Annotated in this window: 22 protein-coding genes and 3 pseudogenes; 7 read left to right on the top strand and 18 right to left on the bottom strand. The window is 71.5% G+C overall.

Annotated features, from left to right (window positions below):
• Positions 1 to 15: 15 nt before the first annotated feature.
• The 3 genes from OG758_RS06140 to OG758_RS06130 form a co-directional block, all read right to left on the bottom strand.
• On the bottom strand, positions 16 to 1,485 hold the full coding sequence (locus OG758_RS06140) for a SulP family inorganic anion transporter (protein WP_326709007.1): 1,470 nt from the start codon (positions 1,483 to 1,485) through the stop codon (positions 16 to 18).
• A 122-nt stretch (positions 1,486 to 1,607) separates the two neighbouring features.
• Positions 1,608 to 1,985, bottom strand: coding sequence for a hypothetical protein (locus OG758_RS06135; protein ID WP_326709006.1), 378 nt, complete (start codon positions 1,983 to 1,985; stop codon positions 1,608 to 1,610).
• Positions 1,986 to 2,134: 149 nt separating this feature from the next.
• On the bottom strand, positions 2,135 to 3,304 hold the full coding sequence (locus tag OG758_RS06130; protein WP_326709005.1) for a serine hydrolase domain-containing protein: 1,170 nt from the start codon (positions 3,302 to 3,304) through the stop codon (positions 2,135 to 2,137).
• Between the two features lie 181 nt (positions 3,305 to 3,485).
• Here OG758_RS06130 and OG758_RS06125 point away from each other — a divergent pair, with 181 nt between their 5' ends.
• Together OG758_RS06125 and OG758_RS06120 are read left to right on the top strand one after the other, a co-directional pair.
• Positions 3,486 to 3,932: a MarR family winged helix-turn-helix transcriptional regulator gene (locus OG758_RS06125; RefSeq protein ID WP_326709004.1), complete on the top strand. Its 447-nt coding sequence runs from the start codon at positions 3,486 to 3,488 to the stop codon at positions 3,930 to 3,932.
• Positions 3,933 to 4,037: 105 nt separating this feature from the next.
• On the top strand, positions 4,038 to 4,439 hold the full coding sequence (locus tag OG758_RS06120; RefSeq protein WP_266570640.1) for a hypothetical protein: 402 nt from the start codon (positions 4,038 to 4,040) through the stop codon (positions 4,437 to 4,439).
• A gap of 62 nt (positions 4,440 to 4,501) precedes the next feature.
• On the opposite strand, the gene OG758_RS06115 is transcribed toward OG758_RS06120, so the two are convergent.
• Together OG758_RS06115 and OG758_RS06110 are read right to left on the bottom strand one after the other, a co-directional pair.
• Positions 4,502 to 5,134, bottom strand: coding sequence for an LUD domain-containing protein (locus tag OG758_RS06115; protein ID WP_326709003.1), 633 nt, complete (start codon positions 5,132 to 5,134; stop codon positions 4,502 to 4,504).
• Positions 5,131 to 5,598 (bottom strand): nuclear transport factor 2 family protein, encoded by a 468-nt coding sequence (locus OG758_RS06110; RefSeq protein ID WP_326709002.1) that lies wholly within the window; start codon positions 5,596 to 5,598, stop codon positions 5,131 to 5,133. The genes OG758_RS06115 and OG758_RS06110 overlap by 4 nt, the downstream gene beginning before the upstream one ends.
• A 145-nt stretch (positions 5,599 to 5,743) precedes the next feature.
• On the opposite strand from OG758_RS06110, the gene sigJ reads away from it, so the two are divergent.
• The gene (gene sigJ, locus OG758_RS06105; protein WP_326709001.1) at positions 5,744 to 6,670 is read left to right on the top strand and encodes an RNA polymerase sigma factor SigJ; all 927 of its coding nucleotides are present in this window, start codon (positions 5,744 to 5,746) and stop codon (positions 6,668 to 6,670) included.
• A gap of 18 nt (positions 6,671 to 6,688) precedes the next feature.
• On the opposite strand, the gene OG758_RS06100 is transcribed toward sigJ, so the two are convergent.
• The 5 genes and pseudogenes from OG758_RS06100 to tnpA all read right to left on the bottom strand — a co-directional run bounded on the left by OG758_RS06100 (position 6,689) and on the right by tnpA (position 11,507).
• Positions 6,689 to 8,173 (bottom strand): sialate:H+ symport family MFS transporter, encoded by a 1,485-nt coding sequence (locus tag OG758_RS06100; RefSeq protein ID WP_326709000.1) that lies wholly within the window; start codon positions 8,171 to 8,173, stop codon positions 6,689 to 6,691.
• An 88-nt stretch (positions 8,174 to 8,261) separates the two neighbouring features.
• Positions 8,262 to 8,954, bottom strand: coding sequence for an N-acetylmannosamine-6-phosphate 2-epimerase (locus OG758_RS06095; RefSeq protein ID WP_326708999.1), 693 nt, complete (start codon positions 8,952 to 8,954; stop codon positions 8,262 to 8,264).
• Between the two features lie 23 nt (positions 8,955 to 8,977).
• Positions 8,978 to 9,907: an ROK family protein gene (locus OG758_RS06090; protein ID WP_326708998.1), complete on the bottom strand. Its 930-nt coding sequence runs from the start codon at positions 9,905 to 9,907 to the stop codon at positions 8,978 to 8,980.
• Positions 9,904 to 10,860 (bottom strand): dihydrodipicolinate synthase family protein, encoded by a 957-nt coding sequence (locus OG758_RS06085; RefSeq protein ID WP_326708997.1) that lies wholly within the window; start codon positions 10,858 to 10,860, stop codon positions 9,904 to 9,906. The genes OG758_RS06090 and OG758_RS06085 overlap by 4 nt, the downstream gene beginning before the upstream one ends.
• A 274-nt stretch (positions 10,861 to 11,134) precedes the next feature.
• Positions 11,135 to 11,507: pseudogene (gene tnpA / locus OG758_RS06080) on the bottom strand (IS200/IS605 family transposase).
• Between the two features lie 91 nt (positions 11,508 to 11,598).
• Here tnpA and OG758_RS06075 point away from each other — a divergent pair.
• The gene (locus OG758_RS06075; protein ID WP_326708996.1) at positions 11,599 to 12,918 is read left to right on the top strand and encodes an RNA-guided endonuclease InsQ/TnpB family protein; all 1,320 of its coding nucleotides are present in this window, start codon (positions 11,599 to 11,601) and stop codon (positions 12,916 to 12,918) included.
• Positions 12,919 to 13,081: 163 nt separating this feature from the next.
• Positions 13,082 to 14,737, top strand: a pseudogene (locus OG758_RS06070) (IS200/IS605 family accessory protein TnpB-related protein).
• Positions 14,738 to 14,828: 91 nt separating this feature from the next.
• On the opposite strand, the pseudogene OG758_RS06065 reads toward OG758_RS06070, so the two are convergent.
• From OG758_RS06065 to OG758_RS06050, 4 genes and pseudogenes are all read right to left on the bottom strand, one after another.
• Positions 14,829 to 14,981: pseudogene (locus OG758_RS06065) on the bottom strand (exo-alpha-sialidase); the annotation flags it as partial.
• Between the two features lie 25 nt (positions 14,982 to 15,006).
• A complete protein-coding gene (locus OG758_RS06060; protein WP_326708994.1) occupies positions 15,007 to 15,729 on the bottom strand; it encodes a FadR/GntR family transcriptional regulator in 723 nt (240 codons plus the stop codon).
• Between the two features lie 113 nt (positions 15,730 to 15,842).
• On the bottom strand, positions 15,843 to 16,268 hold the full coding sequence (locus tag OG758_RS06055) for a nuclear transport factor 2 family protein (protein ID WP_326708993.1): 426 nt from the start codon (positions 16,266 to 16,268) through the stop codon (positions 15,843 to 15,845).
• Between the two features lie 29 nt (positions 16,269 to 16,297).
• Positions 16,298 to 17,122 (bottom strand): slipin family protein, encoded by an 825-nt coding sequence (locus OG758_RS06050; RefSeq protein ID WP_326708992.1) that lies wholly within the window; start codon positions 17,120 to 17,122, stop codon positions 16,298 to 16,300.
• 422 nt (positions 17,123 to 17,544) lie between these two features.
• On the opposite strand from OG758_RS06050, the gene OG758_RS06045 reads away from it, so the two are divergent.
• Positions 17,545 to 18,354, top strand: coding sequence for a putative protein N(5)-glutamine methyltransferase (locus tag OG758_RS06045; RefSeq protein WP_326708991.1), 810 nt, complete (start codon positions 17,545 to 17,547; stop codon positions 18,352 to 18,354).
• Between the two features lie 40 nt (positions 18,355 to 18,394).
• Here the strand turns inward: OG758_RS06045 and OG758_RS06040 are convergent, their stop codons facing one another.
• The 3 genes from OG758_RS06040 to OG758_RS06030 all read right to left on the bottom strand — a co-directional run bounded on the left by OG758_RS06040 (position 18,395) and on the right by OG758_RS06030 (position 22,173).
• Entirely contained in the window at positions 18,395 to 19,444 is a 1,050-nt protein-coding gene (locus OG758_RS06040) for a PHP domain-containing protein (RefSeq protein WP_326715822.1), read from the bottom strand.
• Between the two features lie 129 nt (positions 19,445 to 19,573).
• Positions 19,574 to 21,493, bottom strand: coding sequence for a tetracycline resistance ribosomal protection protein Otr(A) (gene otr(A) / locus OG758_RS06035; protein ID WP_326708990.1), 1,920 nt, complete (start codon positions 21,491 to 21,493; stop codon positions 19,574 to 19,576).
• Positions 21,494 to 21,678: 185 nt separating this feature from the next.
• Entirely contained in the window at positions 21,679 to 22,173 is a 495-nt protein-coding gene (locus OG758_RS06030) for a protein phosphatase (protein WP_326708989.1), read from the bottom strand.
• 149 nt (positions 22,174 to 22,322) lie between these two features.
• Between OG758_RS06030 and OG758_RS06025 the strand changes: the two genes are divergently transcribed.
• Entirely contained in the window at positions 22,323 to 23,381 is a 1,059-nt protein-coding gene (locus tag OG758_RS06025) for a DMT family transporter (protein WP_326708988.1), read from the top strand.
• Here OG758_RS06025 and OG758_RS06020 read toward each other — a convergent pair.
• Entirely contained in the window at positions 23,320 to 23,757 is a 438-nt protein-coding gene (locus OG758_RS06020; protein ID WP_326708987.1) for an SPW repeat protein, read from the bottom strand. The genes OG758_RS06025 and OG758_RS06020 overlap by 62 nt on opposite strands.
• Between the last annotated feature and the right edge of the window lie 60 nt (positions 23,758 to 23,817).

The raw sequence follows: 23,817 nt of genomic DNA, 5'->3' as shown, positions 1-23,817 counted from the left end.
CCGCGCGGGCCGGTCTCAGCCCCCCGGAGCGGCCTGGCCCGGAGTGACCTTGACGGGCTCCGTGCCGGCGCCGCTGTGCCGGTCCGCCCAGTTCCGCAGCGCCGTCCCGAAGGCGTGGTCGAGGTGGTGAAGACCGGACAGGTCGAGCACGACGGGCCGGTCCTGCGGCAGCGACTCCAGGCTGTCGAGGATCTTCGGCAGCCGCAGGAACGTCGCGTTGCCCGTCAGATACACCTGGATCGGCCCGGCCCCCTTGTCTATGACGTCGAGCCGCACGTGCGAGGCCTCCCACGCCGTCTTGGCCACCGCGAGAGCGAGGCCGATGAGCACGCCCTCGAACATGCTGACCGCGACGATCGACACCGCCGTGACGACCAGTACCAGCGCCTCGCCCCGGTGGTCGCGCCACAGCCCCGCGATCTGCCGTACGGGGATCAGTTTGCCGCCCGCGTGGACCAGGACGGCCGCGAGCGCGGCGACCGGGATCACGCCGAGCGCGGCGGGGAGCAGCGCCGCGAACAGCAGTAGCCATACACCGTGCAGGACCCGGGAGGCCTTCGTGCGGGCGCCCGCCTGGACGTTGGCGGCGCTGCGCACGATCACCGCCGTCATCGGCAGCGCGCCGAGCAGCCCGCACACCGTGTTGCCGGCGCCCTGCGCGATGAGTTCCTTGTCGTACGTGGTGCGCGGCCCGTCGTGCATCCGGTCGACGGCGGCCGCGCTGAACAGGCTCTCGGCGGAGGCGATGAGGGTGAACGCGAGGACGGTGCCGACGACCCCGATGCTCGCGAGCTGCCCGAACGCGTCGGTGCCGGGCGGCTGTACGGACTCGATCAGACCCTGCACCTCGACCCGCGCGACCGGCAGCCCGAACCCGGCGGCCGCGAGCGTCGCGAGCCCCACCGCGGCGAGCGGCGCGGGCACCACCTGGGCCGCCTTGGGCAGCCGCTTCCAGCCGAGCAGCACGACGATCGTGCCCACGCCGATGGCGAGCGCGGTGAGCGCCTTCGGCGAGGTGGCCGAGCCGATCAACAGCCCGGGCAGTCCGGCGAGTTTGTCGATACCCGACGCGGGCGCCGGCGTGTCGGCCATCGCGTAGAGCTGCCCGGCGATCAGGACGAGGCCGATCCCGGCGAGCATGCCCTCGACGACCGCTACTGAGATCGCCCGGAACCAGCGGCCCAGGCGCAGGCTGCCCATGAGGAGCTGGAGCAGCCCCGCCGCGAGCACGATGACGCCGAGCACCGGCAGGCCGTACGCCTGCACGGCCTCGTACACGAGCACGGTGAGCCCGGCCGCGGGCCCGCTCACCTGCAGACTGCTGCCGGGCATGGAGCCGGCCACCAGACCGCCCACGATGCCGGTGACGAGGCCCAGTTCGGCCGGGACGCCGGACGCCACGGCCACGCCCACGCAGAGCGGCAGGGCGACCAGGAACACGACGAGAGACGCGGCGAAGTCCTGCCGCGGTACCAAACGCTTCACGAGCGCATACCTCCAGCGCGCCCCGTGCGGGGCGCGTAGTCCTACACGTGCGGAGTGTCACGGGAGGCGGGCAGGAGGGTGCGCCGAAGACGCGGGGGAACTGCTCCTGCCCTCGGGCGCTCTCAGCAGCGGAAGACCTGGAGTATGACGGGGAGGGAGTCGGCCGCCCGTCTCGGCTGGCGGTGCGGGGACCTCTCGTCGGCGCCTGCCGTCGGCGCGACACCCGGGTCCCCGGCCTGGACCTGCCACGGGCACGCGGCCCCGCGCACGGAGGCGTCGGGCACGTACTCCTCCGCGCGGTACCGGTCGCGGGGCAGGTAGTGGTGGGACGAACTCCGGGGCAGCTCGGTGTGGTCGCAGGTGGCGACCGGGCTGCCGGTGTGCGTCACCGGCCCGTGCGCGGACGCGGACGGGGCGCCCTTGACCAGGAGTTGGAGGACGAGCATGCCGACGGTGAGGGCCATCAGGCAGGCCCTCGCTGTCGTCGTGCCCTGTGCCATCCGGTCGGCCCCCTGGTCGCGTCGCCTCGTAATCCTCTTGGGCAGTCAGCAGATTAGCCTGGCGAACTGCCCATGTGGTTACCGTAAGGTTGCGCGGCGGTAAGGGCGCGCAGGACGGCGCGTGGTGATCGGTTTCCGGCGGTCGAATCTCAGCCGAGAGTGTCGTACACGGCGCTGATCAGGGCCATCTTGCGCGGGTCGTCGGCGATGTGAGGACCCATCCGGTTCATCACATAGCCCACGGCGACACCCGACTCGGGGTCGGCCGACCCGAACGAGCCGCCGAAACCGTCGTGTCCGACCGCGCGCGGGTTGGGCCCGTACGAGCCGTTCGGTCCGCTCAGCCAGAGCCCGAGGCCAAGCTCCGTCTCGTGCGTGAATCCGGCCCCCAGGACCAGGTCGCGACAGCTGCCCTGACCCTCGCGAATCCGCTCGGCGCCCTGTGGGGACAGGATCTGCCGGTCGCCGGAGCGGCCCTTGCCCGCGACGATCGCGTACAGCGCGGCGACGGCGCGCGCCGTGCCGTGACCGTTGGCGGCCGGGATCTCGGCGGCGCGCCATGCCGCGGTGTTCGCCTCCGACGCGCCGGCGATCGGGTTGGTCAGCGCCGCGAGGGCGGCGGGGGCCAACTGGGCGAAGATCGCGGCCTGTTCGCTGGTGGCCTGCGCGCGCGGGTGCACCAGTTCCGCCGCGCGGCCCGCCTCCTTGTCCGGCAGTCCGATCGTGAAGTCGATGCCGAGCGGGCCCGTCACCTCGCGCTCAAGGAACGCGCCCGGCAGCAGACCGCTGACGCGCCGGACGACCTCGCCGACCAGGAACCCGTACGTCAGTGCGTGGTAGCCGGAGACCGAGCCGGGCTCCCACCAGGGCTCCTGCGCCGCGAGCCGGGACGTGGTGAGCTCCCAGTCGAAGAGCTGTTCCAGGGAGTGCGGCTCGCGCAGCCCGGCAAGCCCGGCCCGGTGCGACAGCAGATGACGTACGAGTACGCCTTCCTTGCCGGCGGCGGCGAACTCGGGCCAGTACGTGGCGACCGGCGCGTCCGGGTCGAGCAGGCCGCGGTCGATGAGGATGTGGGCGCACAGAGCCGTCGGGCCCTTCGTCGTCGACCACACGTTGACGACCGTGTCGCGCTCCCACGCGCGCGTGCGGGCCGCGTCGGCCCAGCCGCCCCACAGGTCGACGACGGGCGCGCCGTCGATCAGGACGGTGACGGCCGCGCCCAGCTCCTCGCGCTCGTCGAAGTTCTCCTCGAAGGCGGCGCGGACGGCGTCGAAGCGTGCGTCGCAGTGTCCTTGGATGCCGGGCGCGTGCTGGGTCATGGGGTCTCCGTGGGCCGAAGCGGTGAGGCGGGGCGAGTCGGGATGGGTCCGCAGGAAGTGAACATACCGACTGGTCGGACCAGCGGGAAGAGGGACGGCGGCCGATGGTTTCCCCGCGCCGGCCCGTCAGGCGAAAAGGGCGAAATTGCAAGGCTGCCTGTCGGCCTTCTACGGTGAGGCCATGCAGCGAGAACCCGCGTACGAGCCGCTCGCCGAACAGGTGGCCGCCGATCTCTCCACCGTCGTCGGACGTCTGCTCAGGCGACTGCGCACCGCGTCGCCCGACAGCCTCCTCACCCCGACGCAGCGGACCGTACTGGCCCGCCTGGACGGAGAGGGCCCCGCCACCACGGCCGCGCTCGCGCGCGCCGAGTACGTGCGGCCTCAGTCGATGCGGCTCACCCTCGCCGCTCTGGAGGAACGGGACTTCGTCGCGCGTACGCCGGACCCGGACGACGGCCGTCAGTCCGTCGTCGCCATCACGGAGAGCGGCCGGAGCACCCTCGCCTCGGTCCGGGCGGCCAAGCACGGCTGGCTCGTCCAGGCCCTGACCGGCGAGCTCGACGAGGCCGAACTGCGCACCCTCGCCGAGGCCACCGCGCTCATGGAACGGCTGGTGGAGAAGTGAGCGATACGGGGAACGGGCGTTCCGCCTCCCGAAGTTGATCTACGTATGGCATTCTCCTTCCGAGCGTCGGCGGGCACCGGTCCGCCGGCAAGGGGAGGGGACATCATGAAGACCCGGAGCACCGTGATCAGAGCGCTCGCCACCGGTGCCTGCGCGATCGGTCTGGTCGCCGGCCTGCAGGGCCAGGCCTGGGCCGGAACGGTCACCATCTATGCGCCCAGCGGCGCCGGCAGCGCCACGTGGAACGCCGACCCGGACGGTTCGACCCCGGGCGACGCGATCCGCGCGTGTGACACCAAGTCGGACGGCTGGGGCATCGAGACCGCGCTCGACTACAACTACGACGGCATCATGGACCGGCGCGTCGACACCCGTGGCCACACGGCCGGATACTGCAGCCCGTGGAAGGGCGGCGACCTCACCGAGGGCAGGACCGTCCGCATGTACGTCACCCCGGTCAGCGGATCCAGCTACGGCCCCTCGACGTACATCGACGTCACGGCCTGACACCCACACGCGCCTTGAGCCTCCCCCGGCGTCGGCTGGGGGAGGCTGTGTCAGGCGCCGGTTCAGAACCCGATCGCCTCGCGGAGCAGCAGGACGATTCCCTGGCCCGTGAGGGGTTGCGCGTTGAGGACCAGGAGTTGGTTGACGGAGCTGGGCTGTCCGTACACCTCGAGGGCGCGGGCGGTTTCGAGCGGGAGGGCGTGTTCCTCCAGGCGGCGCAGAGCGGTGTCCAGGTCGGGCACCACCTTCTGCGCCCCGACGACCAGGATCGTGCGCCCGGCGCCACCGGCGTACGCGGGCAACTGGCTTCCGCTGGCTGAGGCCACCACGAGGGAGCCGGTCTCGGTGAGCGCGGCGACGCTGCCCACGACGACGTCGGGGACGGCGATCAGGCGCCGGATGTCGTCCGCCTCGGTGGCCCGGTCCATGGTCACCGCGCGGGGCTTGACGGCCGCCCGGTACCGGCCGCTGGTGTTGATGTCGTCGTCGATGCCGGACAGCCGCAGCGTCTCGCTGGCCGTGGTGAACACACTGGCGTCCTCCGGGATCAGCTCCTGGACCCGGGTCCGCGCCGCGGCGGCGTCATCGAGGATCTCGACGGTGAAGCGGTGCGCCGCCAGCGCGGCGGCCGCCCGCTCCAAGCGGTCCGCGGGCGCCGGGCCGGTGAACTGTGTGGCGGGAGTCGAGACGGTCATCGTGCCTCCTGGGTCGCGTGGGGGTCCCAGGCCGGGGCCGAGCCCGTCAGTGGGGTGGTGTCGAAGTACCGGATCTCGTAGACCCGCTCGGAGAACCTCCAGCCTTCGTCGGTGCGGCGGTAACGGTCGTGGTAGATCGCGTAGTTGAGGCCCTGAAAGCCGCTCTGCATGCGCGCGATCTCCTGCATGTAGGCGCGGCCGGTCGCGGTGTCGCCCTCGATCCGGATCACGCCCGGATGCGTGTTCTGCACGAAGAAGTCCCACTGGGCCTGGAGCCGCTCGCCCCCGGTGCGGATCTCCTCCCGGCCGGTCATCTCGATGGGGACGTCGGGCATCCGCAGCACGCCGTCCTCCGTGAACAGCGACGCGAGGCGGGCGCGGTCGCGCATCATCGCCGCGTCGGTGAACTCGCCGCGTAGCGCCTCGATCTCCACGCGGTCGGCAATCGCCTGAAAGTCGGTCATCGGCTTCCTCCGTTCCGTATGCCCGTTACGACAACGCAGCCCTCCGGAATGTGAGGCGACGCGAACGACGTCACATTCCGAAGGGCTGTCCCGTCAAAGAGATGGAGGGCAAGTACGAGGCCGAGGCAAGGGAGTGCGCGACACCATGGCCAACCGATCCGAGACGGCACACGGTCATCGGCCCGATCCGGGCCTGGACGCGATCATGAGCGAGCGGCGCCGGCTGACCGATCTGGCGTACCGGCTCCTCGGCTCGCTGGCCGACGCCGAGGACGTCGTGCAGGAGACGTACGTCCGCTGGTACGGCATGGACCGGCCGCAACGGGATGCCATCGAATCTCCCGGCGCCTGGCTGACGACGGTCGCGAGCCGTATCTGCCTCAATCTGCTCGGCTCCGCCCGCGCGCGCAGGGAGCGGTACGTGGGCGAGTGGATCCCCGAGCCGCTTCCCGAGCGCCGGGAGTGGACCGACGGCGTCGCGGCGGACCCGGCGGACCGGATCACCCTCGACGAGTCGGTCGACATGGCCTTCCTCGTCGTACTGGAATCCATGACACCGGCCGAACGCGTCGCCTTCATCCTTCACGACGTCTTCCGTTACGCGTTCGCCGAGGTGGCCGAGATCGTCGGCCGCACACCTGCGGCCTGCCGCCAACTGGCCTCCTCGGCCCGCCGCCGCATCCGCGACGCACAGGCCCCCGCCGGGCCGACGACCGCGCAGGCCGGCATCGTCCGGGAGTTCAAACAGGCCTGGGCGGCGAAGGACGTGGGCGCTCTCATGGGCCTCCTCGACCCCGACGCCACCGTGATCGCCGACGGCGGGGGCCTGGTCGGCGCCCTGCGGCGGCCGATCACGGGTCGCGAACGGGTCGCCCACGCCTATCTCAACGTCGCCCGCCTCGCGCCCGACCTGACGATCCTGGAGCGCACGGTCAACGGCCGTCCCGGCCTGGTCGCCCAGCAGGACGGCGTCACCGTCACCGTGTTCGCGTTCCGCATCTCCGGCGACCGGATCACCCACATCTGGGCCGTACGCAACCCGGAGAAGCTGCGCCCCTGGACAGAGGAGTGACAGTGGCGGGCCCGTGTGTCAGCGGGACGCCGTGGGGACCGCATCGGAGGACGCCGCCGCCGCGGACTCCGGTGTCGCTTCCGCGAGATGGTCGACGGTGCCGTCGGGGTCGGTGAGGCGGTTCAGGCGTCCCGGTACGTCGAAACCGACCAGCAGGACCACGATCACCGTCCCCGCGAAGGTCAGCACGGCCAGGGCACGCCCCAGGTCCATGCCCGCGGCGAGATGCGCGCCGAGCACCGGCGCGACGGCCCCGCCGAGCGCACCCACGTTGTAGGTGAACCCCAGCGCGGCGGCGCGGTTCTCGGTGGGGAAGTGGCCGCCGATGTACCGGGGCAGCAGCCCGGAGATGCCGAAGCTGGTCGCCTGGAGCACGAAGAGCAGGGCGCCGAGCAGGAGAAGGTTGTCGCGCACCGCGAACACCGGGAAGACGAACACCAGCGAGGCGAGCAGCGTCAGCGCGTACGCCTTCTTCGTGCCCATCCAGTCACCGGCGAAGCCCGCGAGCCAGCAGCCCGCCATCGTGCCGAAGCCCGCGAAGTACAGCGCGTCGGTGACCTGTTCCGGCGAGTAGCCCAGCTCGGTCTTGAGGTACGTCGGCAGCAGCGCCTGGATCGGCCACGAGTACAGGAACGCGAAGAAGATCGTCACGATCATCGACACGTAGAGCAGCCAGCTCCTGCGCCCGCCGAGCTGCACGGCGAACGCGATGAGCGCGGCCGCGGCCACGACGGACAGCACGGGCACGAGCCCGTCGCCGGCGGGCGTGAAGACGGCGAACAGCGACACGGTGGCGGCCACGGCGAGGACGACGTTCACCGTCGCCCTGGCGGGGGTCGCGAACAGTGGCCGGAACGGGTTCGGCCGCGCCTTCTCCGCCTGCTTGCCGACCGACTCGTTCCAGTCCGCCGCCTCCGGCAGCGCCCGCCGCATCCACAGGGCGACGGCGATCGGGAGGAGGCCCACGTAGAACATCCAGCGCCAGCCCAGCGTGGGCACGACCCAGTTGTAGACCTGCGCGGCGAGCACCGAGCCCATCGAGAAGCCCGAGATCAGGAAGCCGCTGGCCCGATTGCGCACGCGTGTGGGCCAACTCTCCATGACGTACGTGGCGCTGGCGCTGTACTCGCCGGCCATGCCCATCCCGATCGCGAGGCGCGCCACGAACAGGCTCGTGTAGTCCCAGGCGAAGCCGCACGCGAAGGTGCCCAGGGAGTACAGCAGGATGCTGAGGACCATCGAGAGCTTGCGGCCGTACCGGTCGCCGAGCGCGCCCAGGACGGCTCCGCCGAGCCAGCGCGTGATGAACGCGCCGGAGATCAGGCTCGCGGCCTGCACGGTGCTCAGGCCGAAGTCCGAGCTGATCTCGGTCAGCACGAGGGTGATCAGGACGAAGTCGAACCCGTCGAGGACGTAGCCGATCCAGGCGGCGAAGAACGCCTTCCACTGGGTGCCGCTCACCTCGCGGTACCAAGGGAGCGGTGGCTTGGCTGTGGTGTGCACGATTACTCCAGGATGCCGGAAGGACTCGCCGTCGAGTCCCGTCTGCGGTGTGGGGTGCGGTACGGCCTGAGTGGGGGTTGAGCGGGAACTACGTACGGGGGAGCGCGGTCACGAAACGGGAGGTCAGCGCGGTGGGCGCGGTGATCGCGGTGCCGACGACGACGCTGTGCGCACCCCGCGCGAGCGCCAGCGCGGCCTCCTCGGGGGTGCTGACACGGCCTTCGGCGACGACGGGGACCGCCAGCGTGGCGGAGAGCGCGCACACCAGATCGAGATCGGGACCGTCCTGGCGGGGGGAGCCGGGTACGTAGCCGGACAGCGTCGTCGACACGAAGTCCGCGCCGGCGGCCGCCGCGGCGACGCCCTCGTCGAAGGTCGCCACATCGGCCATCACCAGAGCCCCGGCGGCGTGCACCGCCGCCACGATGTCGGCGAACGTGCCGCCGTCGGGCCGGGGGCGCGCCGTCGCGTCGGCGGCGACGACGTGGGCGCCCGCCTCGGCGACGGCCAGCGCGTGCCGGACGGTCGGCGTGATGTAGACGCCGGTGTCCCCGTCCTTCCACAGCCCGATGAGCGGCAGGTCGACGGCGGCGGAGATCGCGGCGATCACCTCGGGTTCGTTGGCCCGGATCCCGGCCGCCCCGCCGGCCGCGGCGGCCCGGGCCAGCCGTACGAGGGTGCCAGTGTCGCGCAGGGGATCTCCGGGCGGTGCCTGACAGGACACGATCAGCCTGGCGCTGAGCAGATCGGCGACGCGGGACGAAGGCGCGGGGTCGTTCATCGAGGGCTCCAGGGAAGGGACGTTCAGGACGGGGGCGGCGCGTGCAGCGGGACGTGCGTGGGCAGGCGCGCGGCGCCGATGACGGCGGCGTCCGCCCCGAAGAGGGGCCTTGAGGGACGTAGCCGGGCCAGTGGCGGCATGAGTTCGGCGGCGAACGCCTCCGTCAGCGCGTCCCAGTAGAGCGGCCCGATGTGCGGCACTCCGCCGCCGACGACGACCCGGTCGGGCCCGAGCGTGTTGGCGAGACCGCCCAGGACCCGGCCCGCGGCGACCGCGCCGGTCACGATGGCGCGCACCGCCGGCTCCTCACCCGACGCGGCCCGCTCGGCCACGGTCTCCAGGCGGTCCACGGGCAGGCCGGTGAGCCGCCCGTACACTGCGGCGATCCCCGGCCCCGAGGCGACGGCCTCCAGATGCCCCGTGCCGCCGCAGGTGCAGGGCAGCCCCGCCGCTTCGGGGCTCGGCACATGGCCGAGATGACCGGCGATGCCCGCGGTTCCGTGCACCATGCGCCCGCCCACGGCCACCGCGCCGCCGACACCCGTGCCGATCGCCGCGTAGACGAGGGACGCGCCCGCGCCGGCGGCGGCCAGTTCGGGGGCCGCCGTCGCGCGTACGTCGTTGTCGCACGCGACCGGGAGGCCCGTACGGGCCGCGAGACCGACGGCGAGTGCCGTGCCCGCCCAGCCGCGGATCGAGTCGGTGGCGCTGGTGACGGTGCCCGTCACCGGGTCGATCACCCCGGCCGCGGCGACCCCGAGGACGCCGGGGCCGGTGCCGCCGTCGACCGCACGGGCCGCGGCGGCGAGCGCGTCGAGCACGGCGTCGGGTCCGTCGGCGGCGGGCGTGGCCCGCGTGTGCCGGGCGAGGACCGTGCCGTCCGGGGCGACGAGCGCGGCGGCGATCTTCGTGCCTCCGAGGTCGAGGCCGATCGCCGGACCCGTGACCGTCATCGGACCGGCGCGAGCCCGGCGGCCCGCAGGTGCCGCGCGACCTCGGCGACGGACTCCGCACCGAGCTGGATCTGCGGGAACGCCGTGTCGCCGCACTCGATGACCCCGAGGAGCCGCAGCGCCGCCTTGAACGAGCCGAGCGCGGACGAGCTGCGCCCCATGTCGGCCTCGGGGCCCACGTCGACCATGCCGAACAGCGCGACGAGACGCTCCTGCTCCTTGGCGGCGAGTGCCCAGTCGCCGGCCAGCGCGGCGTCGTAGAGACGCACGTATCCGGCCGGGTCGACGTTGCCGATGCCGGGTACGACGCCGTCCGCGCCCGCCAACAGGGCGCAGTCCACGGTGAGTTCGGATCCGGTCAGGACGGAGAACTGCGGGGCGGGTCCGTCCGTGCGGCCGTCGCGGCCGCCGAGCTCGACGATCAGGCGGCGCAGCCCGCCCTCGTCGCCGCTGCTGTCCTTGAGGCCGGCGAGCGTGCCGTCCTCGGCGAGCTCCCGCACCAGCGACGCGGGGAGCTTGCTGTGGACGGCGATCGGGATGTCGTACGCGAACAGCGGCAGGTCCACGCTCGCGTGCAGGGTGCGGAAGTGGCCCGCGATCTCCCTGGGGTGGGTGCGTGTGTAGAAGGGTGCGGTGGCGACCAGGGCGTCGGCGCCGAGCTCGGCGGCCACGCGCGCGTGGGCGATGACGCGCGCGGTCGTCGTGTCGATGACACCGGCGAGCACGGGGACCCGGCCCGCCGCCTCCACGACGATCCGCAGGGTGACGGCACGCTGCTCGTCGGTCAGATAGGCGACCTCGCTGGTCGAGCCGAGGGCGAACAGTCCGTGCACGCCGCCCGCGACGAGGTGCTCGACGAGACGGGCCAGGGATGCGGTGTCCACCTCGCCCGTCTCGTCGAGGGGGGTGCAGACGGGCGGGACGACCCCGCGCAGGGGTGCGGTCAGGGGCATGGCGGCGCTCCGGGTTCTCTTCGGTTCAGAGGGGGTAGGGCGTCAGACATAAGACGTCCTACGTCCTGGCACCTTAAGTCGCACCCTGCGGGGGCGGTCAAGGGGTATTCAACTGCTTTTGATTTTCAACTCTTTACAGAGCATGAGTGCATATATGTGAGTGCGCCCCGATCTACCTTTGATCTTGGCCAGTGCTCCGCCGTTTACGGCGGGGGTGAAGGCCATCTCAGGGCTGCTCTGACCCGCACGTTCGCACGGGTCCGCAGTGTTGTCCTCAGCCGGTGGGGCGCTGCTGGTTGTCGATGTACTGCTTGACGACGGTCAGCGGTGCGCCGCGGCAGGATCCGGCGAAGTAGGAGCCGGACCAGAAGTGTCCGCCCCATAGGTAGCGGCGGACGTGGCTGTCGTATTCCTGGCGGAGCCTGCGGGAGCTGACGCCCTTGAGGGAGTTGACCAGTTTGGAGAGCTGGACCTTGGGCGGATAGTGCACGAGCAGATGCACATGGTCCTGCTCGCCGTTGAACTGCTTGAGTTCGGCCTCGAAGTCGGTGCAGACGTCGCGCATGATCTCCTCGGTGCGCGTCAGCATGGCGTCGGTGAATGCGTTGCGCCGGTACTTGGTGACAAAAAACCAAGTGGGCGTGCAGGTGGTGAACGACGTGGCGCCGGTGCGCATATCAGGATGAGGGTTCAGGTTCCATCGTGGTGACATGAGCCAACTGTAGTAGGGTGATGGTCATGGGTGAACTGGTGTGGGAGAAGCGGCAGTTCGGGCACCGCGCCCGGCTGGCGCTGACGCCTGCACAGGTCCGGCTCATGGATGACCAGGCGCACGCGGCGCGCGCGATGTGGAATCAGCTCCACGACCTGTGGCAGATGACGCCGAAGTGTCAGCGCGCTCTGACGCGCATGGATCAGGCGTTGCGGCAGGCCCGCAAGGAGATCGACTGGTATGGGGTGCTGCCCGCGCAGGCCGCGCAGGCGGTACTCAAGACGTACTTCCAGGCGTGGCGGAACTGCTGGGACGGGCGTGCGGACGAGCCGAACTTCAAGGCCCGCTTCCGCACGGCATTGTCGGTGGACATCCCGCAGGGCCGGGACTTGCAGATCAAGCGAGTACACCGACGGTGGGGCATGGTCAACATCCCCAAGGTGGGCCGTGTCTGGTTCCGCTGGACCAAGGATCTCCCCGTCGGCAAGCTCGCCAACAAGGAGAACCGGATCACCGGGGCACGGCTGGTCAAAGACGGGCTCGGATGGCACATCGCCTTCCGTATCCAGACCCTTGAGCCCAAGCCGGAGCCCCACCAGGGTCCCGAGGTCGGTATCGACGCCGGGGTGAACCTGCCGCTTGCGCTGTCCGACGGCAACCACCAGGACCACGACCGGCCGCCCCGACTCCCGGACGGCACCGCCGACCGGGACAAGTGGCTGAACCCGGATGAGAAGGCCAAACTGCTCCGCCTGGAACAGCGCGCCGCGCACCGCAAGAGCTTCCGCAAGTCGAAAGAGCGCAGCTCCAACCGGCTGCACGCCACCTACGACCAGATCAAGCAGCTCCGCGCAAGAGCCACGCGCCGAGCAACCGACTGGCAGCACAAGACCACCACCGCCATCGCCAAGCAGTACGGCACGGTCGTGGTGGAGCAGTTGCAGATCACGAACATGGTCAAGTCCGCCAAGGGAACCATCGAGAGCCCGGGGAAGAACGTCGCGCAGAAGTCCGGCCTGAACCGTTCCATCAGCCAAGAGGCGTGGGGCCGCACCGTGACATTGCTGACGTACAAAACCGCCCGAAACGGCGGAACCCTGGTCAAGGTCCCCGCCCCGAACACCTCCCTGCGCTGCTCCGCGTGCGGATTCATCACGCCCGGCAGCCGCGAAGACCAGGCCACGTTCGTATGCAAGAACCCGGCCTGCGGATGGTCGGCGAATGCCGACTGGAACGCGGCCCGGAACGTCTTGCACCTGTACCGGATCGGCCTCGTGACGATCCCGGCTGCCGGGAGGGCAGTCGTCAGGCGCACCCGTGGCGTCAAGCCCGCTGCCGCAAGGTAAGCAGGAATCTCCTTCCTGAGCCTGCGAAGGGAGGAGAGCACTTCAATCGGTGACACCAAGTGAGTTGCCTGGACGTTCGAGAGGGGAACGCGTGACCTCCTTCCGCATGGTTCGTTGACCGGTGCGACAAGCGGATGAGAGTTCTCGGAGCGGGGTGGGTGGGGTGAGCGGGAGGCCGGGGCGGTCGGTTTCGGGACTGCGTGTGCCCGCCGGGCCGTTCGTCGCTCCAGGGCCTTCCGGTGTGGCGGTACGCGACCGGCTCAAGCACCTCACGGCCGAGGATGAGAGGGTGCTCACGCTGGTCGGCGCGCACCTGGGCGCGCTCGCCTCGCGGGATCTCGCATCACGTTGCCGGGATGGTCTGGATCATTCGGTGCAGACGTGGGCGGCGAGGAAGCGGGAGCTGACGCCGCGGTCGTCGTCCAGGTGGGCGGGTGCGATCACGAAGGCCACACATGATCAGTGGGCGCTGTCCCGGCGCGGACAGATGGCACACATCCAGAGCCTCGAAGCCGGAATCAGGACCATCGCGCATCGCCTGTCGTTGCCAGTCGGGGAGCGGGGCGGCAAGCGGGCTCCGGGTGGATACCGGTCCCGGAGGGAGTGGCACGCCAAATCCCGCCGCCTTGCAGCATTGGAGGACCGTCTCGCTGCGGTGCGGGCCGACCGGGAGGCCGGACGGGTGCACGTAGTACGCGGCGGCAAGCGCCTGATGAACACCCGCCACAACCTGGCCACAGCCCAGCTGACCGAGCAGGAGTGGCGCCAGCGCTGGGAGGCCGGGCGCTGGTTCCTGCAAGCGGACGGCGAGTCCGGCAAGCGGAACGGGAACGAGACGATCCGCATCAGCCCCGACGGCGAAGTGTCCATCAAACTCCCCGCCCCACTCGCCGGGTACGCCAACAGTAAGCACGGCCGGTACGTGCTCGCCGCAAAGGTGCGCTTCCCGCACCGCGGCCAGGAATGGCGAGACCGCGTGGAGGCAAACCGGGCAGTCGCCTACCGCATCCACCTGGACGTGGCACGTTCACGCTGGTACCTGACCGCCTCGTGGGCATTCCCCGTCGCCCCGACCATCCCCATGGACGCTGCGCTGGCGCACGGGGTGATTGGCGTGGACACCAACGCCGACCACCTCGCCGCCTGGCGGCTCGACACCCACGGCAATCCGATCGGCCGGCCCCGGCGCTTCTTCTGCGACCTGTCCGGCACCGCCCAGCACCGCGACGCCCAGGTCCGGCACGCCCTCACCCGGCTGTTGAACTGGGCCAAGTCCTGCGGCGTCGCCGCCGTCGCAGTCGAAGATTTGGACTTCGCGACGGAGAAGAGCCGCGAGAAGCATGGACGCAAGCGCCGCTTCCGCCAGGTGATCTCCGGCATGCCCACCGGCAAACTCCGTGCCCGCCTCGCCTCCATGGCCGACCAGACGGGCATCGCGGTCATCGCCGTCGACCCGGCCTACACCTCCAAATGGGGCGCGCAGCACTGGCAGAGGCCCCTCACCAGCAGGACCAGGAAGACCAGCCGTCACGATGCCGCGAGCATCGCGATCGGCAGGCGCGCCCAAGGGCACCCGATCCGGCGACGGACGGCACCGCCCCCACACGACCAGAGCGATCGTGTGGGGCATCGGACCGTCCAGGCCGAGCGGCGTGCTCTTGCGGGCGAGGAACCCCGCCCCCGCATGCCCGGACCACGGACACGATCCGTGCCGCCCGGACGCGGAGCGAACGCGGGGGACCAGTGTGCCCAAAACCGTTCGGGGCACGCGGCTGAGCATGGGTTCTGGCAACAGGACCCACTCCCGCTCAGTCTCTAGGAACGGTAGAGGTCACATTCCCGCGGCGGTCACCCGGCCACAGGGATTGTGTGGTCACGCGCGCGTCACCGGCGCCCGCACCCGCCGCCTGCTTGTGCGGGCCGTGGCGCAGCTGGATGCCCTCACCGGACGCGGCGAACAGGCCGTCCCACGCGGGGTTCTTGACCATCGATGTGATGCGGCGGTGCCAGGTCACGCCGTCGTCGTCCGAGTAGCTGTGGTCGGCGTGCAGGACGTCGGGATCGTCCTACGGGCGCCGCAGAAGGCCGTCAAGAGCGCGTGCGGGCCTCGGAGATGCGTCGCCGGACCGGCGCGTAGTGCTCAGCGATGGCCTGGACGAACGCCGCCGCGTCGCCCGCGCGGGCCGCCGTCACGATGCTGTGGTGCGCGGCGACGGTCTCCGCCTGCTCGGTGTGCGTGAAGCCGTCGATCTGCGGGGCCACGATGGCGTACACATCCCAGAACGCCATCGAGAGCTGGCCCATCAGGTCATTGCCGAGCGGCGCTACGAGCAGGGCGTGGAACGCGCGGTCGGCCTCGATGATCCCCTGCCCGTCACCGCCGACGCCGGCGTCGCTCATCCGGGTCACCAGGCGTTCCAGCGCGTCGAGTTGCTCGCCGCTGAGTGACGCGACGATCCGCTCGGCCATGCCGCGCTCGAACAGCTCGCGCACGTCGACGAGGTCGGCGAGCACCTGCACGTCGTCGTCAGGGCTCAGCAGCCCGCGGAACGTCAGGCTCTCGACAAGGGCGGACAGGCTCAGATGTCCCACGTACGTGCCGTGGCCGTGCCTGACCTCGACGATGTCGAGCGCGTGCAGGATCTTGACCGCCTCGCGGACGCTGGACCGGCTCGCACCGAGCGCCTCGCACAGCTCCGTCTCCGTGGGCAGCGGATCGCCGGGGTGCAGTCGGTTCTCGAGGATGTACCGCTTGATGCCGTCGGCGACTTCCTGCCGGAGCAGCGGCCGGACCGGCCTGGTACCGGGCATGAGCGCTCTCCCCACCTCTGGACGCACCTGGACCCGCGGCCCGGGCCGCTTCTACGCTACCAAGGCATCGGACATCAGATGTCCGGGGTCGGGTGGGCCGGCAACCCCGCCCCTCAAGGCGTCCTGCCGCCCTCGGCTCCGAGGAACAGTGCCCCTTCGGGCTCCTGCCGACCACTGGTCTGGTGCCAGTAGTCCCGCGTCTCGACGGCGAGTCCGTCGCCACGGAACCGTACGAACACGCAGCCCGCCAGCGTCGAGACCTCGCCGCCCCCCTCGGTCACCACCCGGAACTCGGCGACGGCCAGTCCGTCCGGGCCGACCACCGGCGGTCCGAACCGCACGTCGAGCGGGCGCTCGTCCTCGAACGACCAGCGCAGATAGCCGGCGAGCGCCGCCCGCCCCCGGTGCGGCTCCCGGAACGGCATCGAGCGGTGCACGCAGTCCTGCGCGTAAAGGGCGAGGAGCGCCGGGACGTCGTGCCGCGCCCACCCCCGCTCCCAGGTCTCGACGAACCGCCGTGCCGCGTCAGCTGTGTCCATGCCGGTGCGAACGCGCTTGCGTGGCGCCGTCATTCCTCGGGGCTCGGCGGCTTCTCGTGTTCGCCCCCCTCGACGGCGGGCGGTGGGGGAGCCGGCTGCTGGGCCCGTTCGAGGAAGCGCAGGAGCTCCACCGGGAAGGGCAGTACGAGTGTCGAGTTCTTCTCGGCGGCGACGGCCACCACGGTCTGCAGGAGCCGGAGTTGGAGGGCCGCGGGCTGTTCGGACATCTGGGCCGCCGCCTCGGCGAGCTTCTTGGAGGCCTGGAGTTCGGCGTCGGCGTTGATGATGCGGGCGCGCCGCTCACGGTCGGCCTCGGCCTGCCGGGCCATGGACCGCTTCATGGTCTCGGGCAGCGACACGTCCTTGATCTCGACGCGGTCGATCTGCACGCCCCAGCCGATGGCCGGGCTGTCGATCATCAGCTCGAGGCCCTGGTTGAGCTTTTCGCGGTTGGAGAGCAGGTCGTCGAGGTCGCTCTTGCCGATGATGGACCGCAGCGAGGTCTGAGCCATCTGGGAGACGGCGAACCGGTAGTCCTCGACCTGCACGATCGCGTTGGCGGCGTCGACGACCTTGAAGTAGATGACGGCGTCTACCCGCACCGTGACGTTGTCCCGGGTGATGCCGTCCTGCCCAGGCACCGGCATCGTGACGATCTGCATGTTGACCTTGTGCAGATGGTCGATGCCGGGGATGACGGTGGTGAACCCCGGCCCGCGGACGGCGCCGTGCAGCCGGCCCAGGCGGAAGACCACGCCCCGCTCGTACTGCTTGACGACACGGGCCGCGGCGGCGGCGTAGACAGCGCAGAACGAAGCGGTCGCGGCCGCGGCCGTGAGCAGTTCCGCCAGCATGGCGACCCCCTGTCTTTGAGTCGTCCGGCTCGATGTGTGGCGGCCGGCTCGGGGGTAGGTGAGCCGGCGCGGTGTGCGTAGGCAGGCTGGTGTGCCTAATCAACGATATGCCCGAAATGTTCGATAAGGCGAGGAGCGGTGGACGGTCACACGGAGTGACCACGTCCCGCCTTGCGGCGTGCAAGGAACGGGCACGTCGGCGGCCGGTCGGCAACCCGCCGGCGGCCCCAACTCCCGGCCGGGCCACGGCGACGGCTGAGGTAGTGTTACCGCTCCCAGCAGCGCTTCGGCCGAGGAGGTGAGCCCCATTACCGCTGTGTCAGGTCGGGTGCTCCCTTCGCAGACCCCCGCGGTCCACCGGACGTAGGTGGCCGCAGGTCGTCGGGAGCCCCATCGGCATCCCGAAAGGTCATGCTTCACACATGTCGGTTCACCCGTCACCCCCGTCACACCACCTCGCCGTCGTCGCCAGACTGCGAGCAGCGGGCTGCGTCTTCGCCGAGGAAGAGGCGGACATCCTCCTGTCGACGGCCCGTACGCCGGACGAACTCGCCGCGATGGTCGAGCGCCGCGTGGAGGGCCTGCCCCTCGAACACGTCGTCGGCTGGGCGGAGTTCTGCGGTCTGCGCATCACGCTCGAACCCGGTGTCTTCGTACCGCGGCGCCGCACCGAGTTCCTCGCCCGCCAGGCGGCCGCCCTCGCACCCGCCGGGGCCGTCGTGCTCGATCTGTGCTGCGGCAGCGGGGCCGTGGCCGCCGCGCTCGCCACCCACGCCGACCCCGCCGAACTGCACGCGGCCGATCTGGACCCGGCAGCCGTGCGCTGCGCCCACCGGAACGTGTCGCGGTTCGGCGGCGAGGTCCACGAGGGCGACCTGTACGGGCCTCTGCCCGCGGCACTCAGGGGCCGCGTCGACATCCTGGCCGCCAACGGCCCGTACGTCCCCACCGGCGACGTCGCCCTGCTCCCGCCCGAGGCCCGCGACCATGAGCGGCGCATGGCGCTCGACGGAGGCGCCGACGGGCTCGACATCATGCGCCGCGTCGCGGCCGGGGCCCCTCAGTGGCTGGCCCCGGGCGGACATCTCTTCGTGGAGACCAGCGAACAGCAGGCCGCCGAGGCCGTCGCGGCGGTCACCCGCAGCGGTCTGTCGGCCCGGGTGGTGACGGACGAAGACCTGTACGCCACCGTGGTCATCGGCACGAAGCGGGGTGCGGCGGGGGAGGGGTAGCGAGGCTGTGCGGGGGACGTCGTATCCCGCGCCCCCGCATCTACCCCGCCCGGTTCGGAACCCGGCGCGTTCGTGTCCACTCGAGGAGTTCGTCGGCCGGCCACGTGTTCACCACGCGATCGGCCGGTACCTCGCACTCCTCGGCGCGGGCGCAGCCGAGGGGCTGCCAGTCGAGCTGGCCCGGTGCGTGCGCGTCCGTGTCGACGGAGAACAGCGTGCCCGCCGCCACGGCCTCGCGCAGCAGCCGGCGGGGCGGGTCGAGGCGTTCGGGGCGGCTGTTGATCTCGACCGCGGTGCCCGACTCCGCGCACGCCGAGAACACGGCCTCCGCGTCGAACTGCGACTCGGGGCGGCCCCGGCCCACCCTGTTCCGTCCCGTCACGAGCCGCCCCGTGCAGTGTCCGAGCACGTCGGCGAGCGGGTTCGTCACCGCGGCCACCATCCGGCGCGTCATCGCCGGAGCGTCCATGCGGAGCTTGGAGTGGACCGACACGACGACCACGTCGAGCTGGTCGAGGAGTTCGGGTTCCTGGTCGAGGGAACCGTCGGCGAGGATGTCGCACTCGATGCCGGTGAGCAGCCGGAAGGGCGCCCAGCGCTCGTTCAACTCCGCCACTGCGGCCAGCTGTTCGCGTAGCCGCTCCGGCGACAGGCCGCGTGCCACCGTCAGGCGCGGAGAGTGGTCGGTCAGCACCGCCCACTCGTGCCCGAGGGCGATCGCCGCGCGGCCCATCTCCTCGACGGTGCTGCCGCCGTCCGACCAGTCGGAGTGCAGATGGCAGTCGCCGCGCAGCAGCGCGCGCAGCCGCTCACCGCCCTCCGCGAGCGGCGCCGCCGCGCCCTCGCTCTCCAGGCGCTCCAGATAGTCCGGCACCTCGCCCGCCAGCGCCTCCCGGACCACCTGCGCCGTCTTGGGCCCGACCCCCTTGAGCGATTCGAGCGTCCCGGCCGCGGCACGCTCGGCCACCTCCCCGTCCGGCAGCGCACCGAGCACCTGGGCGGCGGTTCGGAAGGCTCCGGCCCGATACGGGGGCGCGAGCGTGCGCTCCAGGAGGAAGGCGACCCGCTCCAACGCCTCGACGGGTCCCATCGCCATGGCCTTCGCCACCTCCCGCTCCCGCGTCGCGTACCGGTTCCCTCCAGCGTGGCTCACCCTCGCGTGCGCCGCGACACGCGGGAGTCCCGGGGCGCGGGGACGAGGCGCGGGCAGATCCGTTGCCTACGCCGCATGCTCCGGCGCCCGGACGAGTCGGTCGCCGGTCACCCGGGACCACCACACGCCTTCCCCGCGCGTCAGCCCCGGCAGAGCGAGCTCGGCCTCACGGACCTTGCGGGCCGGAAGCGTGCCCGTGACCACCCAGGACGTGGTGCCGCCCGTCGTGTCACCGAACTCGGCCTCCGCGGCGGAGAGCCGGGCGGTCACAGCGGCGAGCGCGTCCAGCGGGATCTCCGCCTCGAACGCGTGCACCGGTTCGTGCACCGTCGTCCCCGCCCGCTCCAGAGCGCGCCGCAGGACGAGCCGCGTCAGCCCCCGGAAGTCCCCGGCGACACTGATCGGCGACCAGAACCCGGAGCGGACGAGCGTGACCCGGCAGTCCGTCATGGGCCACCCGCGCGGCCCCTCGCCGAGCGTCGCGTGCACCGTGTCCTCGACGGCCTGGTGGAACGCGCGGGGCAGCGCGCCCAGCTCCGTCTCGTACGCGAAGACCCGCCCGGATCCCCGTGGTCCCGGTTCCACGCGCAGTCCGACCGTCGCGCAGAATCCCGTCTCGCGATTGTTCGTGATGTCCTCGTACACCTCGACGGTGTCCGTGGGTCGTTCGACGCAGCGGATGCGGCTCGGCTCGAAGGCGGCCTCGATGCCGTAGTCCTGGACGAGGGTCGCGGCCAGGACCTCCTTCTGCACCTCGCCGTAGAGCAGCAGGGCCGTGCTTCCGTCGGGCGCGGCCTCCGCGTGGATGAGCGGATCCTGCCCCGCGATGTCGAGGAGCGCGCTCCGCAGAGCCGCCGAGCGGCCGGGGCGCACGGCGCGTACCAGGGTCTCCAGCGTGGGCGGTGCGAAACCCGGCGCCGGGCCGGGGCCGTCGCGCGGGCCGAGCCGGTCGCCGACCCGGACGTCCGGCACGCCCCGCAGCTCACCGATGTTCCCGGCCGTGAGGGTGCGGGTCGTTCGCCCCACCACGTCGAGTCCGGTGGCCCGTCCGGGGATCCGGGTGACAGAGCCGTCGGACGCGTCCCGCAGGAATGTCACCCGCTGACGTTCCGTCATCTCTCCCTCGTGCAGGCGGAGATAGGCCACTCGCTCGCCCGACGGGCCGCGTCGTACCGCGAAGACGATGCCGCGCGGTGCGGCTTCGGGGCTTGGTGCGACCGGCGGGAGCGGGATCAACCGGGGGATTTCCCGGACGAGTTGTGCGACCCCCTGGCCGCCGAGGGCCGAGCCGAACAGGACGGGGTGAACGGAGCCGTCCGCGGTGCGGGCCGCCAGGGCGCGGCGCAGATCGGCGGTGGTCGGTTCGGGGCCGTCGACGAGGCCTGCGAGCACCGAGTCGTCGACCTCGGCGAGCGCTTCCGCGACAGCGGTCCGTACGGCCGGGTCGGTGAGGCGTCGCGGTTCCGTCCGGGCGTGCTGGGTGCCCGCGTCGTGGACCTCCGTGAGCGGCACGACGTGCGGGGTCAGACGGCGGCGGACCTCGTCGAGCAGCGTCTCGTCCCGTGCGCCCGCCCGGTCGATCTTGTTGACGAAGACGAGCGTGGGCAGCCGCAACCGGCGCAGCGTCTTCAGGAGGACGCGCGTCTGGGCCTGGACGCCCTCCACGGCGGACAGCAGGAGCACGGCGCCGTCGAGGACTTCGAGGGCGCGCTCGACCTCGGCGATGAAGTCGGAGTGCCCCGGGGTGTCGATCAGGTTGATCTGGACGTCGCCGACGGTGAACGCGGCGACGGCCGAGCGGATCGTGATGCCGCGCTGCCGCTCGATCTCGCCCGTGTCGGTACGGGTGTCGCCCGCGTCGACGCTGCCGAGGCGGGTGATCGCGCCGGTGTCGAAGAGGAGGCGCTCGGTGAGGCTGGTCTTACCGGCGTCGACGTGGGCGAGAATGCCGATGTTCAGGGTGTGCCGCGGGGGCTGGGAAGGCATGGAAGGTCGAGTCCTCGAAAGAGTTCGTCCGGTCAGGGCGCTGAACTGCTTCGAAGGAATGACGCATTCCGTGCTCCAGGGCTGTCGGGGGCGTGGCCCGACCATGATGCGGGGCGACGGCCGGGCCGGCGCAACTCATTTTCCGCCGCCCGCCGCCCAGCACTGTCGGGTTCCGGCAAGTGGCGTCAACCCGAGAACTGCTGCACGTACCGCTTCTGCCAGGGCGTCTCCACCGCGTGCGCGTCGTAGTTCCCGCGCACGAACTCCACGGCGCGGTCGGCCGGTACGCCGTCCAGGACGGCCAGGCAGGCCAGCGCCGTCCCGGTCCGCCCGCGGCCCCCGCCGCACGCGAACTCGACCCGCTCCCCGGCGGCCCGCGCCCACGCATCCGTGAACACCTCCCGGGCCTCCGCACGGTTGCTCGGCAACCAGAAGTCGGGCCACCGCAGCCACCGCGACTCCCACGGGACTTCGGGCGGCCGCCGGCCGAGGAGGTGGACCGCGTACGAGGGTGAGGGGCCCGGCGGGAGCGGGCGGCGCAGGCCGCGCCCGCGAACCGTCCGTCCGGAGGGCAGAAGCAGCACGCCGGCGGAGCCCGCCTCCCAGCGACCCCCGGCGCCCGGTTCCCACGGCCCCCCGGCGCCGGTCCCGGACGCCGATCCGGAATCGAACTCGTTCATCCGCACTCCACCCCATCCGCGACCGCTCGGCCTCCGCCATGCCCAGGACGGGCCATCCTCTCCCGAAATCCAATGATCTTTCCGCGACTTGGCTGCCGACGGTGACAGACTCGACGGACGTGTGACGACGACTCAGGGGAAGCGAGAGCATGCGCGAGGGCGTGACCGAGAAGAGGCGTCTCCCGGCGGCTGGGCGCGCGCTCGTGCCGCTGCTCGCGACGGTACTCGTCGCACTGCTCGCCGGGACCTGGCTCATGTCCGGCGCACTCGTCGAGGCCGCCGGGCCCCTGACGGTCGCCACGGGGCGCACCGCAGTGTGCTGCGTCGTCCTCACCGCCTTCGCGACCGCCCGCTCCTCGGGCCGTGCGCAACTGCGTCAAGTGACCCGACGCCCCTGGCTGGTCTGCCTGTTGGCCCTGCTGGGCTTCGCCGGATACGCGGCGGGCACCCTCCTCGCCATCGGGCGGGTCGGCACCTCCCTCACGAACCTCGTCGTGGCCCTCATGCCGTGCGCGGGCGTGGCGATCGGCGCGCTCTGGTTCGGCGAGCGCGCGAGCGCACGCTCCGTGGTCGGCGCCCTCCTCGCCACGGCGGCGACCGGCGCCTACGCGGCACTCGGCGGCCAGGGCACCCTCGACGCCCCGGGCCTGCTCCTCGCGCTCGCCGGGATGCTCGGGTTCGCGGTGTACGGGTTCCTCTACCGGCGCACCCTCGCCGCACTGCCACCACTGGCCGTACTGCCTGTGCTGCTCGCCGCCGCCACCGTGATGCTGCTGCCCCTCGCCCTGCCGGGGCTCCTCACGCGTCCCCCGTCGCCGGCGCAGTGGGCGGGGATCGCGCTCCTCGGGGGCGCCGTGTACGCCCCCGCCTATCTGGTGCAGCACCGGCTGATCCTGCTCAAGGGGCCCGTGTTCACCGCCGCCGTCCAGCTCGCCGTGCCGTTCACGGTGCGGATCGGCGACTGGGCCCTGGGCGCGGCGGATGCTCCGGGAGCCGCCGAGGCCGCGCTGCTCGCCGCCGCGTGCGCGGGCATCGCCCTTGTCACGCTGGAACGGCGACGGCCCGGGAGCGGTGTGAGCGCTCCCGGGCCGTCAGTGACTCCCGATTCCGTTGGATCTGCCGACTCTTCTGGGGCGGCGTTGCCGACTACGTTGCCCGGTTGCCCTTCATCGACAGGCTCGCGCACAGGATCCCGAGCAGGACGATGAGACCACCGATGATCACGTTGTTGAGGATGACTCCCAGATCGGGGCCGGAGCCCACGACCCACGGCGCGATGATCATCCAGGCGCCCATGGCGCACATGGCCCAGCTGAGGCCGTACATACGGGTCGGGGTGACGGCGAACCCGACGGCCAGGACCCCGATCGCGATACCCATGATCAGGTTATGGGCCGCGAGCTGGGGCTGGTTGGCGCTGTAGTGGAGCACCAAGGGAGAGATGGCGCAGTAGAGACCGATCAGGAAGACCGGTGCGTCCATGAGCGCCACATCGCGGCCACCGAGTACGCGCGCGTACCGGTCCCGCATTTCCGAGACATCAGGGTGACTGGAGAGGTCAGGCCTGTGGTGAAGGTCGGCCATGAGAATCGACTCCTTAGGTTTCGAAGTCTGACCGCGTAGCGCGGCGGGCTGCCACGCACC

Origin of the sequence: Streptomyces sp. NBC_01474 (genome assembly GCF_035918215.1) — a bacterium.
Classification (GTDB): Bacteria; Actinomycetota; Actinomycetes; order Streptomycetales; family Streptomycetaceae; genus Streptomyces; species Streptomyces aureus.
Note: the sequence above shows the minus strand (reverse complement) of the source record. Positions and strands in the feature narration are given on the sequence as shown.